The organism is Roseivirga ehrenbergii (assembly GCF_001593005.1).
Taxonomy (GTDB): Bacteria; Bacteroidota; Bacteroidia; order Cytophagales; family Cyclobacteriaceae; genus Roseivirga; species Roseivirga ehrenbergii.
Genome location: NZ_LQZQ01000009.1, coordinates 1 through 19,457 on the forward strand (window position 1 = coordinate 1; position 19,457 = coordinate 19,457).

At 40.0% G+C, this 19,457-nt stretch carries 16 protein-coding genes; 8 read left to right on the top strand and 8 right to left on the bottom strand.

Features of this window, described 5'->3' with window-relative positions; all coding sequences use genetic code 11:
• Positions 1-521 (bottom strand): RNA polymerase sigma factor (locus tag MB14_RS07420; protein ID WP_062590951.1); only part of this gene is annotated, 521 nt, incomplete at its 3' end.
• 278 nt (positions 522-799) lie between these two features.
• On the opposite strand from MB14_RS07420, the gene uvrA reads away from it, so the two are divergent.
• From uvrA to MB14_RS07435, 3 genes are all read left to right on the top strand, one after another.
• Positions 800-3,619 carry an excinuclease ABC subunit UvrA gene (uvrA, locus tag MB14_RS07425; RefSeq protein WP_062590952.1) on the top strand — a complete coding sequence of 940 codons (2,820 nt, stop codon included), beginning with the start codon at positions 800-802 and terminating at the stop codon, positions 3,617-3,619.
• 79 nt (positions 3,620-3,698) lie between these two features.
• Positions 3,699-4,001 (top strand): type II toxin-antitoxin system RelE/ParE family toxin, encoded by a 303-nt coding sequence (locus MB14_RS07430; RefSeq protein ID WP_062590953.1) that lies wholly within the window; start codon positions 3,699-3,701, stop codon positions 3,999-4,001.
• 1 nt (position 4,002) lies between these two features.
• Positions 4,003-4,290, top strand: a complete 288-nt coding sequence (locus tag MB14_RS07435; protein WP_062590954.1) for an addiction module antidote protein — start codon at positions 4,003-4,005, stop codon at positions 4,288-4,290.
• A 72-nt stretch (positions 4,291-4,362) separates the two neighbouring features.
• Here the strand turns inward: MB14_RS07435 and MB14_RS07440 are convergent, their stop codons facing one another.
• Positions 4,363-5,934: a PQQ-dependent sugar dehydrogenase gene (locus tag MB14_RS07440; protein WP_062590955.1), complete on the bottom strand. Its 1,572-nt coding sequence runs from the start codon at positions 5,932-5,934 to the stop codon at positions 4,363-4,365.
• A gap of 105 nt (positions 5,935-6,039) precedes the next feature.
• Entirely contained in the window at positions 6,040-7,059 is a 1,020-nt protein-coding gene (locus tag MB14_RS07445) for a helix-turn-helix domain-containing protein (protein WP_062590956.1), read from the bottom strand.
• Between the two features lie 183 nt (positions 7,060-7,242).
• Here MB14_RS07445 and MB14_RS07450 point away from each other — a divergent pair, with 183 nt between their 5' ends.
• The 3 genes from MB14_RS07450 to MB14_RS07465 all read left to right on the top strand — a co-directional run bounded on the left by MB14_RS07450 (position 7,243) and on the right by MB14_RS07465 (position 9,655).
• Positions 7,243-8,124, top strand: a complete 882-nt coding sequence (locus MB14_RS07450) for a restriction endonuclease (RefSeq protein WP_062590957.1) — start codon at positions 7,243-7,245, stop codon at positions 8,122-8,124.
• A gap of 522 nt (positions 8,125-8,646) precedes the next feature.
• Positions 8,647-9,102 (top strand): excisionase family DNA-binding protein, encoded by a 456-nt coding sequence (locus MB14_RS07460; protein ID WP_062590959.1) that lies wholly within the window; start codon positions 8,647-8,649, stop codon positions 9,100-9,102.
• The gene (locus MB14_RS07465; protein ID WP_062590960.1) at positions 9,092-9,655 is read left to right on the top strand and encodes a VapC50 family PIN domain-containing toxin; all 564 of its coding nucleotides are present in this window, start codon (positions 9,092-9,094) and stop codon (positions 9,653-9,655) included. The genes MB14_RS07460 and MB14_RS07465 overlap by 11 nt, the downstream gene beginning before the upstream one ends.
• Positions 9,656-9,674: 19 nt before the next feature.
• Here the strand turns inward: MB14_RS07465 and MB14_RS07470 are convergent, their stop codons facing one another.
• Entirely contained in the window at positions 9,675-12,326 is a 2,652-nt protein-coding gene (locus MB14_RS07470) for an FtsX-like permease family protein (protein ID WP_062590961.1), read from the bottom strand.
• A gap of 4 nt (positions 12,327-12,330) precedes the next feature.
• Positions 12,331-12,663, bottom strand: a complete 333-nt coding sequence (locus tag MB14_RS07475) for a PadR family transcriptional regulator (protein WP_053223916.1) — start codon at positions 12,661-12,663, stop codon at positions 12,331-12,333.
• A gap of 455 nt (positions 12,664-13,118) precedes the next feature.
• On the opposite strand from MB14_RS07475, the gene MB14_RS07480 reads away from it, so the two are divergent.
• Positions 13,119-15,539, top strand: coding sequence for a TonB-dependent receptor (locus tag MB14_RS07480; protein ID WP_062590962.1), 2,421 nt, complete (start codon positions 13,119-13,121; stop codon positions 15,537-15,539).
• 15 nt (positions 15,540-15,554) lie between these two features.
• On the top strand, positions 15,555-16,880 hold the full coding sequence (locus MB14_RS07485) for a hypothetical protein (protein WP_062590963.1): 1,326 nt from the start codon (positions 15,555-15,557) through the stop codon (positions 16,878-16,880).
• Positions 16,881-17,051: 171 nt separating this feature from the next.
• Here the strand turns inward: MB14_RS07485 and MB14_RS07490 are convergent, their stop codons facing one another.
• From MB14_RS07490 to nadC, 3 genes are all read right to left on the bottom strand, one after another.
• The gene (locus tag MB14_RS07490) at positions 17,052-17,900 is read right to left on the bottom strand and encodes a DMT family transporter (RefSeq protein WP_062590964.1); all 849 of its coding nucleotides are present in this window, start codon (positions 17,898-17,900) and stop codon (positions 17,052-17,054) included.
• Between the two features lie 78 nt (positions 17,901-17,978).
• Positions 17,979-18,476, bottom strand: coding sequence for a PH domain-containing protein (locus tag MB14_RS07495; RefSeq protein ID WP_062590965.1), 498 nt, complete (start codon positions 18,474-18,476; stop codon positions 17,979-17,981).
• A gap of 110 nt (positions 18,477-18,586) precedes the next feature.
• The gene (gene nadC / locus MB14_RS07500; RefSeq protein ID WP_062590966.1) at positions 18,587-19,444 is read right to left on the bottom strand and encodes a carboxylating nicotinate-nucleotide diphosphorylase; all 858 of its coding nucleotides are present in this window, start codon (positions 19,442-19,444) and stop codon (positions 18,587-18,589) included.
• Positions 19,445-19,457: the final 13 nt, after the last annotated feature.

The following is a 19,457-nucleotide window of genomic DNA, read 5'->3' on the forward strand; positions in this document are numbered from 1 at the left end:
ATACGACCAAGGGCGGTGTTGATACTAACATCTGTTACTTCAGCAATTTCCTGAAAGCTCATTTGCATGTAGTGCCTCATCATAAGAACTTCTCGCTGTGAGTCGGGTAGTTCTTTTATTAACTCCCTAAGTAACGCATGTGTATCTTCTTTTATTTGACGATCCTCGATAGATTCTTCAGAAAACTCTAAACTGTTGAACACATTGCTGCCATCTTCCATCACAATTGTAGGGTACCTCTTGGCCTTTCTAAAATGGTCAATCGCTAAATTATGTGCGATTCGGCTCACCCAAGGCAGAAATTTACCTTCCTCATTGTACCGTCCAGACTTTACTGTATTCACCACTTTCACATAAGTTTCCTGCAATAAATCTTCTGCAAGATCATGGTCTTTTACAATCATATAGATTGTAGTAAAGATTTTGTTTTTGTGACGTGAGACTAATTCCGCGAATGCGTCTTCATTACCGTTTTTGTATAGCGATATTAATTGGCTATCGCTTACTTCGTACTTCCTCATGTTAGTTATTGTTAGGTCTAAGTAGAGGTTTATATCATACGGTAATGTTTAGTTTTTGGAAATGGATTAATGAAAGTAACAATCTCAAATGTATTGATTCAAATACAGATTACAAATATTTGATCGTAATTTTTGATTTTCAAGTTTTAGGCTAATGCTTTCAAGACTATCGCAAAACTTTAATCAAGTATAATGCCAGAGTTTAGAATTTAATTCTGAAAAAGGTAATTATTTTTCAGTTAACAATTAGTTGCTAGCTCTGTTATCTTTGCAATCTTATGAATTCAACAACACTTAGCCACCCTACCCTTATTGACGACCTGAATCCTAGAGAGTTCATTATCATTAAGGGTGCAAGGGTAAATAACCTCAAAAGTGTCGATGTGGCCATTCCAAGGGATAAATTGGTAGTGGTTACTGGCCTTTCTGGTTCTGGAAAATCATCGCTGGCTTTCGATACGCTTTTTGCGGAAGGGCAGCGCATGTATGTGGAAAGTTTGAGTTCATATGCCCGTCAGTTTTTAGGCCGAATGGAAAAACCTGAGGTGGATTATATTAAAGGCGTTTCACCTGCCATTGCTATTGAGCAAAAAGTTAATACACGAAACCCTCGGTCTACGGTAGGTACTACCACCGAAATTTACGATTACCTAAAATTACTTTTTGCCCGAATAGGAAGAACCTACAGTCCGGTTAGTGGCAAAGAAGTAAGTCGTGATAGTGTAACCAGCATTGTAGAGTTTTTGATGGCCAAAGAAGAAGGCACCAAGGTGATGATTCTTTGTCCGCTGATTCAGAAAGAAGAGCGTAGCGTAGCAGAAGAACTGAACCTCTTGCTACAAAAAGGTTATTCCCGTGTGGTAGCCAAAGGCGAGCCCTATTTTATAGAAGATTTACTAAAAGACGAAAAAGACATTGTCTCTAAAGACTTAGAAATCCTGATTGATAGAGGGGTTGTGGCCCATAATGAAGACACCCAATTCCGTTTTTCAGATTCGGTACAAACCGCCCTTTTTGAGGGGCAAGGTGATTGTATTATTGAGGTGATTGGTGAAGGCCGAACGGCTTTTTCAGACAGATTTGAGGCGGATGGAATTCTATTCGAAGAGCCAAGCGTTAACCTTTTCACCTTTAATAACCCCTTTGGCGCTTGTAAACGCTGCGAGGGTTTTGGGAAAATTTTAGGAATTGATATCGACTTGGTGATTCCAGACAAATCGCTTTCGGTATATGAAGGCGCCATTGCTCCATGGCGCAGCGAAACCATGAGCAAATGGTTGCAGCCGCTATTAAAACACGGGATTGAGTTTGATTTTCCCATCCATAGAACTTACGCGGAACTGACGGAAAAAGAGAAAGAGTTGCTTTGGACAGGCAACAAATATTTTAAAGGGCTCAATAAATTCTTCGAACATTTAGAGTCGAAAACACACAAAATTCAATACCGCGTAATGCTTTCGCGTTACCGTGGCCGTACTGACTGCCCAGAGTGTAAAGGCACCCGATTAAGGAAAGATGCTGCCTACGTAAAGTTGGACGGAAAGAGCATTACCGACATCGTACTAATGCCTGTAAAAGAGGCAGCAGTTTTCTTCGATAAGCTTCCGCTTACTGCGCATGAAGAAAAAATTGCTAAAAGGTTACTTCAAGAAATTCAGAACCGACTCGAATATTTAGGTCGAGTAGGCTTAGGTTACCTTACCCTCAACCGATTGACCAGCACTTTATCGGGCGGGGAGTTTCAACGCATTAAATTGTCTACTTCCTTGGGCAGTGCCTTAGTGGGCTCCATGTATATTTTGGATGAACCGAGTATTGGTTTACACCCTCGCGATACCGACCGATTAATTTCTGTTTTGCTTACCTTGCGCGACTTGGGAAATACCGTTGTGGTAGTTGAGCATGAAGAGAAAGTAATGCAAGCGGCTGACCAAATTATTGACATTGGCCCGGATGCAGGTTCGCATGGAGGAGAGTTGATTTTTCAAGGGACAATCGAAGAATTGGTTCAGAATGGCACAGGCCATACCGCCAATTATTTGAGTGGAAGAGAAAAATTGCCTATTCCTGAACACAGAAGAAAATGGAGAGACGCACTTAAAATAAAAGGAGCCAGAGAAAATAACCTCAAAAACGTGAGTGTTGATATTCCTTTGGACGTGCTGACCGTAATTACGGGCGTAAGTGGTTCGGGGAAATCTACTTTGGTGAAGAAAATTCTTTACCCTTCGTTGGGTAAAATGTTAGGTACCGTAGGTGAGCAAACAGGTAAAATGGATGCACTGGAAGGCGACACCAAAAAGGTAACCCAAATCGAGTTCATCGATCAAAACCCGATTGGCAAATCATCCCGATCGAACCCCGTTACTTATGTAAAGGCCTACGATGCCATTAGGGCGTTGTACTCCAACTTGCCGCTCTCGAAGCAACGTGGTTATAAACCCGCATTTTTCTCTTTTAATGTAGATGGCGGCCGTTGCGAAACTTGCCAAGGCGAAGGTGTAGTGAAAATTGAAATGCAGTTTATGGCCGATATTCAGCTGACTTGCGAAAGCTGTAAAGGCAAGCGTTTCAAACAAGAAATTCTTGAAGCCACCTACAACGACAAAAGCATTGCCGATGTATTGGACATGACCATTGATGATGCTATGTACTTCTTCGCCAATGAAAAAGCAGTGCATAGTAAACTGAAGCCGCTGCAAGAAGTGGGCTTGGGCTACATCCGTTTGGGGCAGTCTTCTAATTCGCTCAGTGGAGGCGAAGCGCAAAGGGTGAAACTGGCTTTCTACCTAGGAAAAGGGAAATCGAATGACAAGGAACACATTCTTTTCATATTTGATGAACCGACTACGGGCCTTCATTTTCACGACATCAGTAAACTGATGAAAGCCATCAACGCGCTGATTGAGCAAGACAATTCCGTCATTATTATTGAGCACAATACCGAGGTCATCAAACTAGCCGACTGGATTATTGACCTTGGCCCAGAGGGTGGTCACGAAGGTGGTAACATCACTTTTACGGGCACCCCAGAAGAAATGGTAAAACTTAAGGACAACTATACTGGGCAGTATTTGAAGGAGGATATGGGTAAATAAATACCAAAGTGACATGTCAAGCAACAGAACACTTCTAGCTGTCTATTGCTTTTTTGTATCCAAGTGAATACATTTACGTATGTATTCTATTGAAAAGACTCTAGAATTTGACAAGTGGCTCAGAAAACTGAAAGATCCACGAGCGAAGGCCAAAGTCCTCTTTAGAATTCAACGAATAGAACAAAGTGGAAACTTCGGAGATTGTGAGCCCGTGGGGCAAGGGATTAGCGAATTACGTATTCACTACGCCAAAGGATATCGCGTTTATTTGAAGGAATACAAAGGTACGGTTGTACTTCTTCTAAGCGGTGGAACGAAATCGTCTCAACAGAAGGATATATTGAAAGCCAAAGAATTATGGTCTCACTATAAAAACAACTGAAATGGAAAATAAAGAGATTACTAAGTTTGATATTGCTGAATACCTTGAAGACGATGCTTTAATTGTGGAGTATTTGAATACTGTTTTGGAAGAGGGTGATACTGAAGATATTATATCCGCACTAGGCCATGTGGCTAAAGCACGAGGAATGACAAGAATCGCAGAAGAGACAGGTCTCAGCAGGCCAAGTTTATACAAAGCATTATCGCAAGGTGCTAAACCGCAATTTGACACTATTCTTAAAGTACTTAGGGCGGTTGGAGGCAAATTGAACGTTCCTACTGCATAAGTTCTTATTAACATGTTCTTCCTATTTCCACCCCCTGCCCCCGCCAGCTTACTTGAATAACAACCCGTCATTTCAACTCTTACCGTTAAACACCCGAATCAGTTTACCGTCTTCTTCGTCAGAAAGTAAATAGAGTTGCCCTCCAGGAGAAACAATTGCTTTTCTTAGCCTCACCCTGCTATTGATGAATAGTTCTTCGGCACTTATGATTTTATCACCATCAACCACCATTCTCCACAAGCTGCCTTTGCTCAACCCGGGCACAATCAAATTCCCCTTCCATAATGGAAACTCAGCGCCTGAGTAAAAAGTCAACCCTGTTGGCGCCACAGTATGATCCCATGAATATACTGGATCGGTAAAAGTAGCTCCCGAAATGGTTTTTGGTTGATAATCCGTTCGGTAACTACCTGTAGTAACATTCGGCCACCCGTAGTTTGCGCTTGGCTTCAGAATGTTCAGTTCATCTCCTTGATTGGTGCCGTGTTCACTAAACCAAATATCTCCCGTTTCTGGGTGTATAGCCAGGCCCTGCGAGGCACGAATACCAATGGCAAACAAACCTTTAATCACACTTGGCCCAAAATCAGGATTGTCTTTGGGAATACTCCCATCAGGATTAATTCTGATGACTTTTCCACGTTTGTCTTTTACATCTTGTGCAACTGGAATTTCAGGGTTCATGTACTCAAAAAAGTTACGTTCGCCTATGGTAATGTATAGCTTGCCATCGGTTCCGAAGATCATACCGCCACCATAGTGATAAAGCCCATGCACATAAGGTTCTGCCACAAAAAGTGTCTCCACCTCTTTCAGCTCATTATCAATCAGCTTTCCGCGAATAACTTTGGTGGTGCTGGCGCGCGCTTTATTCTCCGCTGCGTAGGAAATATATACATAGTTATTTTGGTCAAAGTCTGGGTCGAGTAGCACCTGAAACCACCCAGCATTGGCACTTATGGTTTGCCCGTGCAGACTATTTGGGAAAATGCTTTTCTTAAATTTGGCAGTGTCAATCTGCACAGCCCTTGCCACATCCTTGGGTAATCCGGAAATGGCTTTCCATTCTTTGGTTTCCAAATTAATACGAAGAAGGCTGCCATCCTTTTCAGTAATAAGCACATCGTTTTCTGAAATAAAGGCCATGCTCCAAGGTTTGTTGAGCCCTGTCAGTACCACTTCCTTTGCTGGGTTTGGTGTAAACTCTTCTGGCGCTTTAGGAATCGGCCCTGCTGAAGTGGCCTTGCCCACAATTTTCCACTGACCAAGGATCTTTTTAAGCAAGAGTAAATCATGATATCGATTTCCATAAGAAGGAATATCAATCTCTAATTTGGCATAAGCCACATCTCTGTCAATCTCAATACCGATGATCTTTGATGGCCGATTATTCAACGTTCCTGGCGCCCTGCGTCCATACAATCCTGCATATTCTTCAGAGGTCATAAAATAGGCCGAGTCGGTGCCATTATAAAGAAACATTCGGGTGCCCGGATGGAACGCCATGGCTATTGAGTCTGGATAGTTATACTGGGTACCCAAAATAAATTGATTGAGTGTTTTCGTGATTTGTTCGTGATCTGTTTGGGCAAAACACGGACTGATACTTATGACTACGAGAAAGATGAATGCTCTAATTTTCATTGAATGAATTGATTTGTTCAGCCAAGATTACGATCAGTGCCGTCAAGAAATCGAATTAATCGGAGATAAGAAGTCCAGAATGATCATTCTGGAGTAATTTGTGGCTTATGCCACCAGTTGATGGCTCTTTCTATACTCCGAAGGGGTGGAATTCGTGATCTTTTTGAATGCATCAAAAAAAGATGACTTAGAGCTAAAGCCTGCTTCATAGCCAATGCCCTCCAACGAAAGTTCATTTCTGGTATGAATCAATTGCTTCGCTTCTTTCACCCTAAACTCTTTTACATATTGTGCAAAGCCATGTCGGTACTCTTCATTCAATAGTTTGGACAAACTGTGTTTAGAAAGACCAGCCTGCACAGCCAAGTTATCCAGTTTGAGTTTCTGATTGATATATGGTTTTTGCGTATCCATCAGCACATTCAGTTCCTCCAGTTTTTTTGAGGCATTAGCGAGTGGTTGGTCAGTAGGTTTCGGGGAGAAAAACTTGCTAGAAAGCAGCATCCTACCCAAGAGAAAATATAAGGTGAAGGAAAAAATAAGCGCCCCCCATATGTAGGTAAACAAACCATATAGCGCCATCTGATAAGTCAAATTGATGATGAGCATGGCAATGGTGAGCATGGCCAAATGTTGCTGTGGCTTGCTCATTGTAGAGGGCTTGAGTATTACAGGTTTCAGCATTTTGACAGCGTTGTACAAACCTAAAAGTGTGAAAACCGCCCAGATATAATAGATACCATAAATGATATAGCCATTCCATATAGCGGGATGATTTCGGTAAGGGTAGACTGAACCAATAGTTAGAATTGATGCCAGTAGAATTATGAGCAGGACAGTGTTTCTGGTATGAATTTTCCGATGTTGTTTGTAAATGGCTTTGGTGTAGAGGTAAAAGAATGGCCCAATAAAAGTACAGGCAGAAAGCCCAATTTGAAGGATCAGTAAGTCTACATTATCTTCAAAATAATAGAAAACAGATTTACCAATCCGTAAGCTCAATGCCAATAACAGACCGCCCAGATAGGCATTCGCGACTTTGTTCTGGTTGCGAAAAACCAGAAAAGCACCAATCAATAATCCGTTGATTACCCCCAAACTAGAGAGCAAATAAAGTACTGACATCTTAAGGTTTTAGAATGATAGGATAAAGATAGAAAAAGACTGCTTCTATGTAACGGTTCTGTTTTGGCGCAGGTTGGTGTTGTGAATAGGAAAGAGATAAAGCAGTCATAAAATTCAATATATTTATGGCAATTAGTTATAAATGTGACTGATAGTTAACGCACTGCTTAATTTTAGAAAATTATGGACATTCCTAAATTTCATGAGACTTTCATTCCAATTCTGAAAGTACTAGAGAGTGGAGAAACGCTCCAAGCTAGGGAAATGTATCAAAGGGTTATTGATCAATTCTATTATCAACTATCCAAGGAGCAGCTTGAACAGAAGACTAATAGCGGTGACATTTTGATAATTAACAGAATCGCATGGGGAAAGTCTTACCTTAAAAAGGGAGGGTATATTGAATTCCCAAAAAGGGGTTATGTTAAAATAACAGAAAAGGGTAAAAAGAATAGCTCATCTAAACTTACATTGAATCAAGTTGAAAACTCCGACAACTTTTTAGAGTTCTACAACGAAGAAAACCCCAAAAACGATCACATCCCTTCAAAAATTCAAAATGCAACCCCTCAAGATCTCATAGACGAAGGGTTTAATTTGATTGACGTTCAAGTAAAAGATGAGCTTCTTGAGAAGCTGAAAACTATAGATCCATTCTATTTTGAAAAGGTTATTCTTATTCTTCTAAAGAAGATGGGCTACGGAGACTTTGTAGAAACTTCAAAAACAGGTGATGGAGGTATAGACGGAATAATCAACGAGGACAAGCTTGGGCTTGATAAAATTTATATCCAAGCAAAGCGATATGGCGAAAACAAAGTTCGTGAGAAGGATATCCGGAATTTTATAGGCGCTATGAGTGGTGATACTCAAAAAGGGGTATTTGTTACAACATCATCGTTTGACCCAGGAGCGGTTAAGAAAGCACATGATGCACATCATACTATAATTCTAATTGATGGTATAAAGTTAGTTGATCTTATGCATCAATATAATGTGGGTATACAGATAAAAGTCATCTACGAAGTAAAAGAATTAGATAACGATTTCTTTGAAGGGGAATAATTTTTATGGCAAATCGATGGGGCATTCCAAAAGAAGTTGAGGACCATGTGAGAGAAAGAGACTCCACTTGTGTTTATTGCAAAGTTGAATTCAGAAATGAAGAGAGATCACGAAAAAACAAACCTTCTTGGGAACACATAGTGAATGACATCAGGATAAATGGGATAGATAATATTTCGCTTTGTTGTATGTCTTGTAACTCTAGCAAGGGAGCGAAACTTTTGAAAGATTGGCTTCAGAGTGATTATTGTACCCGTAAAGGAATAACTTTTAATTCTGTTGCTGAAGTAGTAAAAAATGCCATCTTAAACCCACCAGTATTAAAAGAGTTAGACTCTTTCAACTGAAACCCTCCTTCCCTACTCCGACCTCAACGCATTTCCAGGGTTGCTTTTTACCGTTTTCATGGAAATGAGTGAGATGGTAATGTGGATCAATAAGCACTTAGATTTAAATCAAAATAAACGAAACGATGTTTCGAATATTTCGTTTATTTTGGAGTGACTATTGAACGGAACCAACATGAATAACTTAGATGAAATAAAAAGACCCTCTAAAGAAGAGCAGAAGGCAGCTATGGAGTCTTACGATGCACTTGCCGCTACATTGGATCAAATTCATTCTGAATACCCTGAAATTGAGATTGAGGAGACTAATGAAAGAATTAAAATTCCATTAAGTGCCTTGCGCCTTCTGGCCAAAATATTAAAAGAAACGAGTCAGGGTAAACCTATATCCATTGTGCCAGTAGCTACCGAAATTACTACACAGGCTGCAGCAGAGATGTTGGGATGCTCAAGACCGCATTTGGTTAAGCTGCTTGAAAAGGGAGAAATCAACTTTACGAAAATTGGTAAACACAGAAGAATTCAGTATCAAGACCTAATTGATTACCGAAAGAAAATGAAGGCAGAACAGCGTAAGCTGCTGACAGAAATAATGAAAGCGGACGAAGAAGCAGGGCTGTATGATACATAGTGTAAGGTTTACATGTGTATTAGACACCAATGTGATATATCCAATCGATATTAGAGATCTTCTTTTTTGGTTTGCCTCCTATGACCTCTTCACACCAAAATGGAGTAAACACATTTTCACAGAGTGGGAAAACGTAATGCAACGAAAAGGTATTCCAGGTAATGAAATCCAAAAAAGATTAGAGAAAGCCCAACGTGCCTTTCCAGATGCTTTGGTCGATAATTATGAATCACTTGTCAATGCGTTGGAATTGCCTGATGATAAAGACAGGCACGTATTAGCAGCAGCTATAAAAGCAAATGCAAACATCATTGTCACTAACAATATCAAAGACTTCCCTAAAGATTATTTGGCTACTTTCGGTTTGGTAGCAAAGAGTGCCGATGACTTCATCACAGACACCATTGACCTGAATAATGACCTAGCGCTCGAAGCCTTTCGAGCCTTAGTGCTGAACCGAACAAATCCAAACCTTGACGAATTTGAAATATTAGATCGATTTCGTAAAAATGGTCTAATTGACTCTGCCAATTATTTACATGCTCTGATTTAGGTATAACACCTTTTCTTCCCTACTCCGACCTCAACGCATTTACTGGATTGCTTTTTACTGTTTTCATAGAAATGAGTGTGATGGTAAAGCCAATTAACAATAACACAGCAATGGCAGTAAGCACATAAGTCAAAGGATCGATTCCAATCTGGTATGTGAAATTGCTGAGCCAGTCCTTCATAAAATACACGGAAACCGGCACGGCAATCAGCAGTGAAACCCCAGCGATTAACAAGTACTTAAAGTTCATCAGCCATAGAATTTGAGAAGCCGAAGCACCCATAATTTTACGGATACTGATTTCCTTTACGCGCTGTTTAATAACGATAGAGACAATACCTAAAAGTCCACCACAGGCCAGAAAAATTGAAATAGCGGAAAGTAAAGTGGTTAGCTTCAGGGTTCGTGTTTCTTCCAAATAAAGTCTCTCGATTTGATCGTCTAGAAAACGATAGGAGAAGCTACCTTCAGGATAAACCTCTTTAAAGTTTGACTCTACACTTAATATCGTCTCCTTTAGGTTTGCTGGGCTTACTTTCGCCACCAAATAATTATAGCCAAATGAAGTAGGCACCATCATAATCATTGGCCGGACTGGAACGTGTAAGGAGTTGTAATTAAAGTCTTTTACTACACCAACAATAGTTCCTTTTACAAGCTGTTCGTTATTTACCCAATTAAGTTGCTTACCAATTGGGTCTTCCAAACTTAGTTCTCTTATGGCTGTTTCATTCAATACAAAAGCAGTTCCAGAAGAATCTGCCGAAAATTCTTTATTCAGCATTCTTCCAGCTTCAATATTCAAACTTAAGGTAGTAGCTAAGTCATTATCAATAAACATTTCAGCAGCATCCACCCGAAGGGAAGGATTGTTAGCTGCGTATATTGGGTGTTGGTTAAACTGACCTCCTGGTACGTTTGAAACAAGGGAAACATCTAACACCCCAGCACTTTTTTGAATAGATGTTTTCATTACTTCTAAGTCGCCTTGAAAATCGTCTACCTCCACAACCAAAAGATTTTCTTGCTTGAAACCAAGGTCCTTATTCTTTAAAAAAGAAATCTGATTTTTAATAATAATACTTCCGCTGATCATAAGAATAGCAGCAACAAATTGAATTGCCAGTAGACCATTTCGAACACTAGACCCACCCAGTTTGGTGGTTTTCAAACCTTTTAAAATTTGCCCTGCTTCAAAAGAGTTTAAGTAGAGCGAAGGGTAAATGGCAGATACAAAAGCGGTAACTATGGCTATTGATAGTAAGACTAAAATGACGTCTGTTTGATATAAATCCGCCACTGAAATGTTTCCATTGACCAATTGATTGAAGGGAGTTTCCAGCATATACATGGCCACAAAAGAAAGTGCCAGCGCCAAAAACGTAGTGAACAGTGCTTCGAAAATAAATTGCGAAACCACCTGTGATTTGTAAGCGCCCAAAGTTTTCTTCACCCCAACCTCTTTCAGCCTTTGTGCTGCTTTTGCCGTGTTGAGATTCACAAAATTGATGATAGAAATAAGTAAAATGAATAAAGCGCTGATGCCATAAATAAGCAAGTAGCTATAGCTGCCATTGGCTTCCAATTCCCATCGAATATTGGAATGCAAATGAATACTTTGAATGGGCTGTAATTCAAATTTATTCTCACCTGTTTTCAAGGCCTCTACATTTTCTTCATCCCAACCTAAGTACTTTGGCGCCCAATCAGGAATTTTCGCTTCGAAAGCTTTTGCATCTGTTCCAGGTGCAAGCTTTAAATAATTGAAGTGACCAAAATCATCCCACGACATCCATGGATCGTTGAATTGTAAAGACTTGAGGGACACATAAGAAATGAGGAAATTAAAGCGGAAGTGGGAGTTCTTCGGAGTGTCTTCAACTACGGCAGCTACTTCCAGCATATCTTCCATTCCGTTGAACGTAAGCCTTTCACCTACAGGGTTTGCCTCTCCAAAATACTTTTCGGCTACCGACTTAGTTAGAATAATTCCCCAAGTTGTTTGGAGCGCCTCTTTCACATTACCATGAATTGGCTTAAAGCTAAATACATCGAAAAAGGTACTATCAACAAAATAGCCGTTAGGTTCATCAAATGTGATATTGTTCTTTTCGTTTTTTAGCAATACTGTCGCTTTAGTAAGCCCTGAACCATAAATTGGCGAAATACTCACTGCGTCAATCACCTCTGGAAAATCATCCGCGAGTGCCTGCGCCATAGGATGAGGTGTTCGTGTTTGAGGGTTTTGGTTCATCCACGCTACCCGATAAATGTCATCAGCGTTATCGAGAAAAGAATCGTAAGACGACTCGTATTTTATGTGGGAATAAATGAATCCGCAAACGCAAAAGGCCATAATGAGCCCGAGTAGATGGAAACTGGTTTGCAGTTTTTGGCGGAGCATTCCGCGCCAAGTAAATTTGAAATAGCTTCTGTACATGATGATTGTATTTGAGTTTTGACCGAGTTTTTTGATGGCAAAAGGGCGTAGAAAATTGAGCATGTGAAACCAGTAATAAAGGTTCGCTACCCGTTTCGTTTTCTCTTCCCTTTGGCCTTGGTAGTATTCGTATAAATCGCCTTCTATTTCTTCAAAAAGTTTTTTCTTGCAAACAAGCGAAAGCAGCTTGACAGCGAGTTTTGGTGGTTCATATGTTGATTGGAGCCCCACGAGATTACACTATTTTTAGGGCCATTTCTGGAATTTGACTGAAAAGAGAGTTTCTCAATTCGTGGTTCTTTTCCAAAGCTTGTTTCCCACTTGCAGTAATCTTGAAAAGTCGTTTTCTTCTGCCCCCGCGTTCGTGAGTGCCTTCGGCCAATTCAGATTCTAAAAAACCTTTTTCTTCGAGCCTACTAAGAGCAGAATGTACTGCGCCAATTGCAACTTTTCGCTTGGTTTGATTAATGATTTCCTCGCGGATATTCAGGCCGTAAGCTTCAGGAAATAATACGCCAACCACCAACAATACCAGTTCTTCAAATTCACCTAATTGTGTCCCTTTCATTTTGCAAATTTCATATTTGTAGAACAAACATAATCAAAATCTACAAATATGAAAATTGCATTTGATTTAAATTACAATGCGTATTGTCCGTTAATGAGTTTATAGCATACCTATATAAGAGAGAAGCTATCAATTTTTCCTAAGCTGTTGTGGAGCAGTTAGTTTCTGTATTGAGCTTGCTCCCTTTCTTCCGAATGGAAATACCTGTCAGTTCATTAGAAGAAATGATTAACTGAAATTCGTCTAAATTTTTTTGGTAAAACTTGTTTATAGTGAAGGGCGTGTTTAGTTTTGAGCTCAATTTATAATTAGTCTAAATAAGAATAATGTTTTGACATGCAAGAAAAGTTGATGGGTTTGTTAGAAAAATATTTGAAAACTTTTGTTGTGCCTCTACTCAACGGCAATGACCACAGGGATACAACTGCTTTTACAACCTTATTGCAGAAGAGACCATGAACAAGTGGTTTACTCCAGCCCTCATTGCTATAAGTCTATTTGTGGGTAATATCTGTTTTTCTCAAAAGGGAAAGGTTTCTGGTAAGCTGACTTTAGAAGACGGTACTCCTGTCGTATTTGCAATAGTTCATTTTCCCTCTGTTAAAAAGCATACTTTATCGGATGAGTCAGGTTTCTATCAAATGTCTGGCATCCCATTCGGAACCTACCAATTAGAAATTAGCAGTATTGAGATTAATGACACTATATATACAGTCAATATTAATAAGGCAATTATTGAACATAATGCTGTGTTAAAAGGCGCTAATGCCGTGTTGCTCAATGAAGTAGTGGTTGAAGGGATAACAGAAGAAAGAGAAATAGAAACTAAAGGTTTTGCGGTTGAGGTATTGGAAACAAGCAAGGCAGCCCTTCAATCGGTGCAAACTAATGATTTACTGAACCGAACCGCAGGCATAAGAGTACGCCAAAATGGTGGTTTAGGGTCGTCCGTAGACTATAATCTCAATGGAATGTCAGGCAATTCGGTACGAATTTTTATCGATGGACTCCCCGTCTCTACATATGGTAGATCTTTCAGTCTTAATAGTATTCCACCTGCATTAATCGAGCGAATTGAAGTGTACAAAGGAGTGCTACCTGCACATTTGGCCGATGATGCTTTGGGCGGAGCGATAAACGTGATTTTGAAAAAACAAATGGCCAATAACCTTAACGCTTCAGTTTCATATGGATCGTTCAATACCTTCCAAACCAACTTTAGCGGAATGCACCGTAGTGAAACATCAGGTTTCACGCTAAAGGCATCGGGGTTTTATAACTACTCTGACAATGACTATGAAGTTTGGGGAAAGTTCGTTCGTAATATTTTACCAAATGGCCGCTACTATTACGTACGCGCCAAACGGTTTAATGATGCCTATAGATCAGTAGGCGGGCAAATTGCCCTTGGATTTACAGATGTAAAATGGGCCGATCAGTTCTTTTTCAGTTTCAATGCTTCAGACGATTACAACGAAATTCAGCATGGCACTTATATGTCCATTCCCTATAAAGGTAGGTTTACTGAGTCTCGGGCCAATGTGATGGGCCTCACCTACACAAAAAGCGATCTGCTTAAAAAAGGTCTTGAATTTACTTTTAACGGAATGTACAGTGATAGAAACCAAGTGGTGAACGACACTGTAAAGTGGAATTACAACTGGTTTGGCGAAAGAAGCCTCGGATTAGATGGGGAGCCAATAATGAGGCCTCAAGGTGCCCAACAGGGAGCCCCAACCATCAACCACATTAACAGGGATATCGCTACATTCCGGTCGGGGCTGAATTATACCATTAACAGTAATCACAAGGTCATACTAAACCATGTGTTTTTTGATATTGACCGCACCCAGCAGGACGAAATGCGCAGTGTAGTGGAGCGTGAGTTTATTGGTACACGCGACTTAAAGAAGAATATTTCGTCTTTGGCATATGAGCTGACAACAACTGACGATCGACTGAAGGGAAGCGTTTTTGGAAAGTTCTATCAACAACGGATAGATAGAATGGATCCCGTATTAGTGCAGCAAAATGGTGAATCTGTTAGGGTAGAAGATCGGGTGTCGAGCAACAGAAACGCTACGGGTTATGGAACAGCCTTGTCCTTTACTGTGTGGCCACAGTTGATTGTTATGGCCTCGGCCGAAAAAGCCGTTAGAATGCCGTCAGAAAACGAAGTATTCGGGAGCCCTAGTGAAAACATTGTAGAAAATCTGGCTATTGCCCCAGAAGTTAGTAACAATGTAAACATCGGTTTTCAGGCAGGTTCTTTCTTTATACAAGAGCATAATTTTTCATTTTCTACAACCGGTTTTTTGCGTGACACACGCGATAAAATTGTACAAAGGATCAACCCAAGAATAAATGATGCAGTACAGACCAATCCCTATGAAAATCTGGGAAAAACTAAATCTATTGGGTTTGAGGCGGAGGTAAAATATGTCTACAGGCAGCAGCTGAATCTAATATTGAATATGTCCCGATTCAATTCGGTGTTTAACACAAAATATGATAGCAATGGAAACGTGTTTGACAATTACAAACAGCAATTACCAAACGAACCTTACTTTACAGCCAATGCCATGGCAGAATATACATTTACAGATATTATTGCCAATGGTTCAAGCCTGAACCTGTCATACAGTTTTGGTTTTGTAGATCGCTTTTATACTACCTGGCTAGAGATTGAAAGCTTTAGGACACCCCGCCAGTTTATACATGATCTTGGAGTCAACTTCACCTTCCCGAACAAATGTTTTGTGGTAAGTGCAGACGTAAGGAATATTTTCGACAAGCAGGTATACGACAATTTTGCAGTACAGAAACCAGGAAGAGCATTTTTTTTAAAGCTAAACTATACTATAAATAATTTATAACCCTAAATAACTATTATGAAAACGAAAAAACTATTTTCTAGATATTGGCTATTTGTTGTATTAATATCGTCATTTTTTGTAACCAATTGTGAAGATGACGACAAGGTAAATCCTACAGAGGAACTGGATGGTTCTCGTTGGGTAACAGTTGCCGGAGCTTTAATGGGTGATAATCCTGGAGACGGTAATGGCGGTACCATGATATATGCTGTAAGCTATGAAGATGCCATTGATCCTGCTACAACGATTAACCTTTATGATAATGGCGAACCAGTAAAATCTAATCGTACAGCCCGTTTACAAGTTTCAGAAGATGGAAACACCATGTTTAATATTGCGTATGCAGGTGAAAATGGAGGAGAATTTTCAAGGTTCGGTGTACAAGGCGGTGCAAACTACGTAGAAGAAGATGTAACCGTAAGCATTGCACAATATGCTGGCACAGCTCCGAGGTGGGGTAAATTGTACGATGGCGACAAAACGGGTATTGCTGTAAATATTGCTAACATTGCCGCAAACAATACCAATTCTGAAGAACCATTTAAGTACTATCGTGGTACGGCCACAGTACTTGCTTTAGACCTTCAGAATGTCCTTATTTCCAATTACAAGCAATATGAAATCGCACTATCTGAACAAGAGGAAGCAGAAGGTCATGCTATTTTCCGTTTAGATGCTCCAGTGCTTAATCAGGCGGGTAATAAATTGCTTATTGGTACATGGATGCGTAAATACGATCCTGCTACTGGCGATAGTGAAAGCGAGTGGGAGAGGCTAGGTACAAAAACAGTTGTAGTTGATTATCCTTCTCTTGAAAACCCTAAGGTTATTACTTCTACTGTAGCCTTTGGCGACTGTTCTGGTTACCGTAGTAATGTTAACTTTTTGGCAGAAGATGGAAGTATTTATCAGGCCACACAAAGAGACCCTAATGGTTCGCATATTCTTAAAATTACGACTAATAATGAGTATGATAACTCTTACGTATTTAGTCTAGACCAAGCATTGGGCGTAGAAAATGTTTATGTGCAAACGTGGAGATATGTAAAAGACAATATTGGTTATATCGTTTATCAATATGGTGATTCTGACCAAAGTTATGTAGCTCGTGTAGACCTGAATAACAGAACAGCTGAAAAAGTAATGGATATTCCTAACGATGCTGACTTGGACTTGTTCCAGTACCAAGGCTTCTTGGCGTATGGAGACTACCTGTTAATGGCGATTACGCCTGTAGGGAAAGATGGTAACATTTATGTATTCAATAGCCAGACAGGCGAGGTTACCAAAGGTGCTACTTTGGCCAACAAGCCAGGCAACCATTATATAGGTGTGTTCTAAAAGCAAACTATTTCATGTAAAATCTGGCACTCATTAAAGAGAGTGATAGGTGTAAAGAGCAGGGTTTCAGTTCTTGCTCTTTACTAACATTAACACATCTTCTAATTAAGGGATCTTTATTAGTTGATAATACTGAGAAGACTCTAGCGGGATATACAATTACTTTTTTAATTATCTCCTTTTTCTTTTCCTCATCAAAACCCCGAAAACATTCGCAAAAATGATCAGAGCGGCTCCCATAATTTTCTGCATAGGCATGGCTTCATCTAAGAAAATAAAGCTGGTAACCATAGCGATTGGCGTACCCAAATAGAAAATAAGGCTCGTGTTGGTTGGAGGCAAAATGGTGGAGGCACGTAGCCATAAAGTATGTGCGCCTACCGTACATACCGTGCCGAGAATTGCGAGGTAAACCCAGTCCTGTTGGGTCAATTCCCAATTGGACTCAAATGACATGGGGAGAAAAATAATAAGTGCGAAAGTGTATTGACCAAATGCCCTTGTCAAGGAGTCGATATGTTGGTTTTTCCGCTGAATAAATGGCAGGATGGCAAAAAAGGCCGCACTGACCAGACCAATTAGAATACCCGTTGTAAGGTTATTTTTTAGGTCGAATGCCGGTACGATTAAATAGATACCGAATAAGGCGATTAAGACTGCGGTAATCTCATAAGGCGATGGCTTTCTTTTGTTAATCGCCCAGTCTAAGTAAATCATGTGCAGCCCGAATGAAGAAACCGAGAGGATGGCCATGGAAGGTGTGGCAAGTTTTACACTCATAAAATAAGTGATCCAATGCGCCCCGAAAACAACACCAATGAGAACAAGTGCCTTCCAGTCCTTTTTGGTAAGCTTTTTTATGTTCTTATTTCCTGCTAAGAAAAACAGAAAACTTGCGCCAATCACTAAGCGCACCAAGCCAATAGTTACCGCATTGGCAGAAACTTCCTTGATAAAAATTGGAGTAATGCCAAAGAGAAAAACGGCAATCAATCCCTCGATGTAGTAACGTGATTTCAATTTTCTGAATTAGGTAGCAAATAACGAAAAAAGCACGGCTATTAGATAACCGTGCTTTTAGTAAGGTATTAACCTTTCTTATTTTTCTATTTGCTCTTTTTGACCTTTGATCAAGCCCTTACGTCTCATAATTGTCTCTACGAATTTTACTTCGTTTTGAGTTTTGAAAACAGTGTAAGGGAACATCATCATTTGGGCTTTGTTTACCACAAGCACAAACTGTTTTTTGTCCATCCAAGCATATTTAATTTGCTCCCATTTCATGGGCATGCCTTGCTTGGAGTTCATTTTGATCAAAATCTGACGGCTGTCAATTTCGTAAGAAAGCTTATCGAAAAGCATTTTGCTTTGTTCTAACTGGGTTACTCCCGTAAACTGGATAAGCCAAAAAAGTAGATACAAAACGTAGGCGATCAAAGCGCCAATCCACCACCAGTTTGAAGGAATGACAAAGGCCATGGCTGAAATGCCAATAGCAATTAAAACCACCCACCATTGCTCTTTAAGGATGTTTCTCATCCCCGCACGGATGTAAGCTTTTTTGTCTAAAGCGTATTTTTTTGTTTTTACAATCATGATAATTTACCTGCTAACTCGCACAGTGTCGAAAAAGGAACACAAACATAATGATCAAAACTAAGGCTTCAATCATTAACACTAAAAAATTGCGTTTCTTAACTTTCAAATTATTCTGCTTTCAGGCTTATGTCCAGGCTTTTTGCCGAATGGGTAAGTGCACCAACGGAAATATAGTCTACTCCAGTCTCTGCTACCGCCCCAATGGTCGATTCGGTAATGCCACCGGAGGCCTCGGTTTCTAAACGGCCATTAATCAAAGCCAAAGCTTCGCTCATTAATGCTGGGCTCATGTTATCGAGCATAATTCTATGCACTCCTTCCAAGCTCAAAACCTCTTTAACTTCCTCTAAGTTACGGGTTTCTACTTCAATTTTAAGGTCGCGGCCAGTTCGTTGTAAATAGTTTTTGGTGGCATTCACCGACTGAGTAATTCCACCAGCAAAATCGTTGTGGTTGTCTTTCAGCATGATCATATCATACAAGCCAAACCTATGGTTTACGCCTCCACCAATAAAAACAGCCCATTTTTCCATCAGTCTAAAATTGGGTGTAGTTTTTCGGGTGTCTAAAAGTTTTGTTGAAGTATGAGAAATCTGAGAATTCAATTTGTTGGTATAAGTAGCAATACCGCTCATGCGCTGCATACAGTTAAGCATTAAGCGTTCACCAGATAAAATGGCCCTTGAGCTGCCGTGGATCCGCATGATGATGTCGCCTTTTTTGACGACATCGCCATCTTTTACCAAGGTCTCTACTTTAATAGAAGGACTTAATTTTTTGAAAATGATTTCTGCCAATTCCACACCAGCAATAATGCCACTGTCTTTCATGAGAAGATAGGCTGAGTTTTCAGCGTTTTCTGGAATTGAAGCAAGGGATGAATGATCGCCATCGCCAATATCTTCGGCTAAAGCGTTTTCAATAAACTGATCGAGAGATTTTTCTGTAATGTATTTCGGCCACATAGGCCAAAAATAC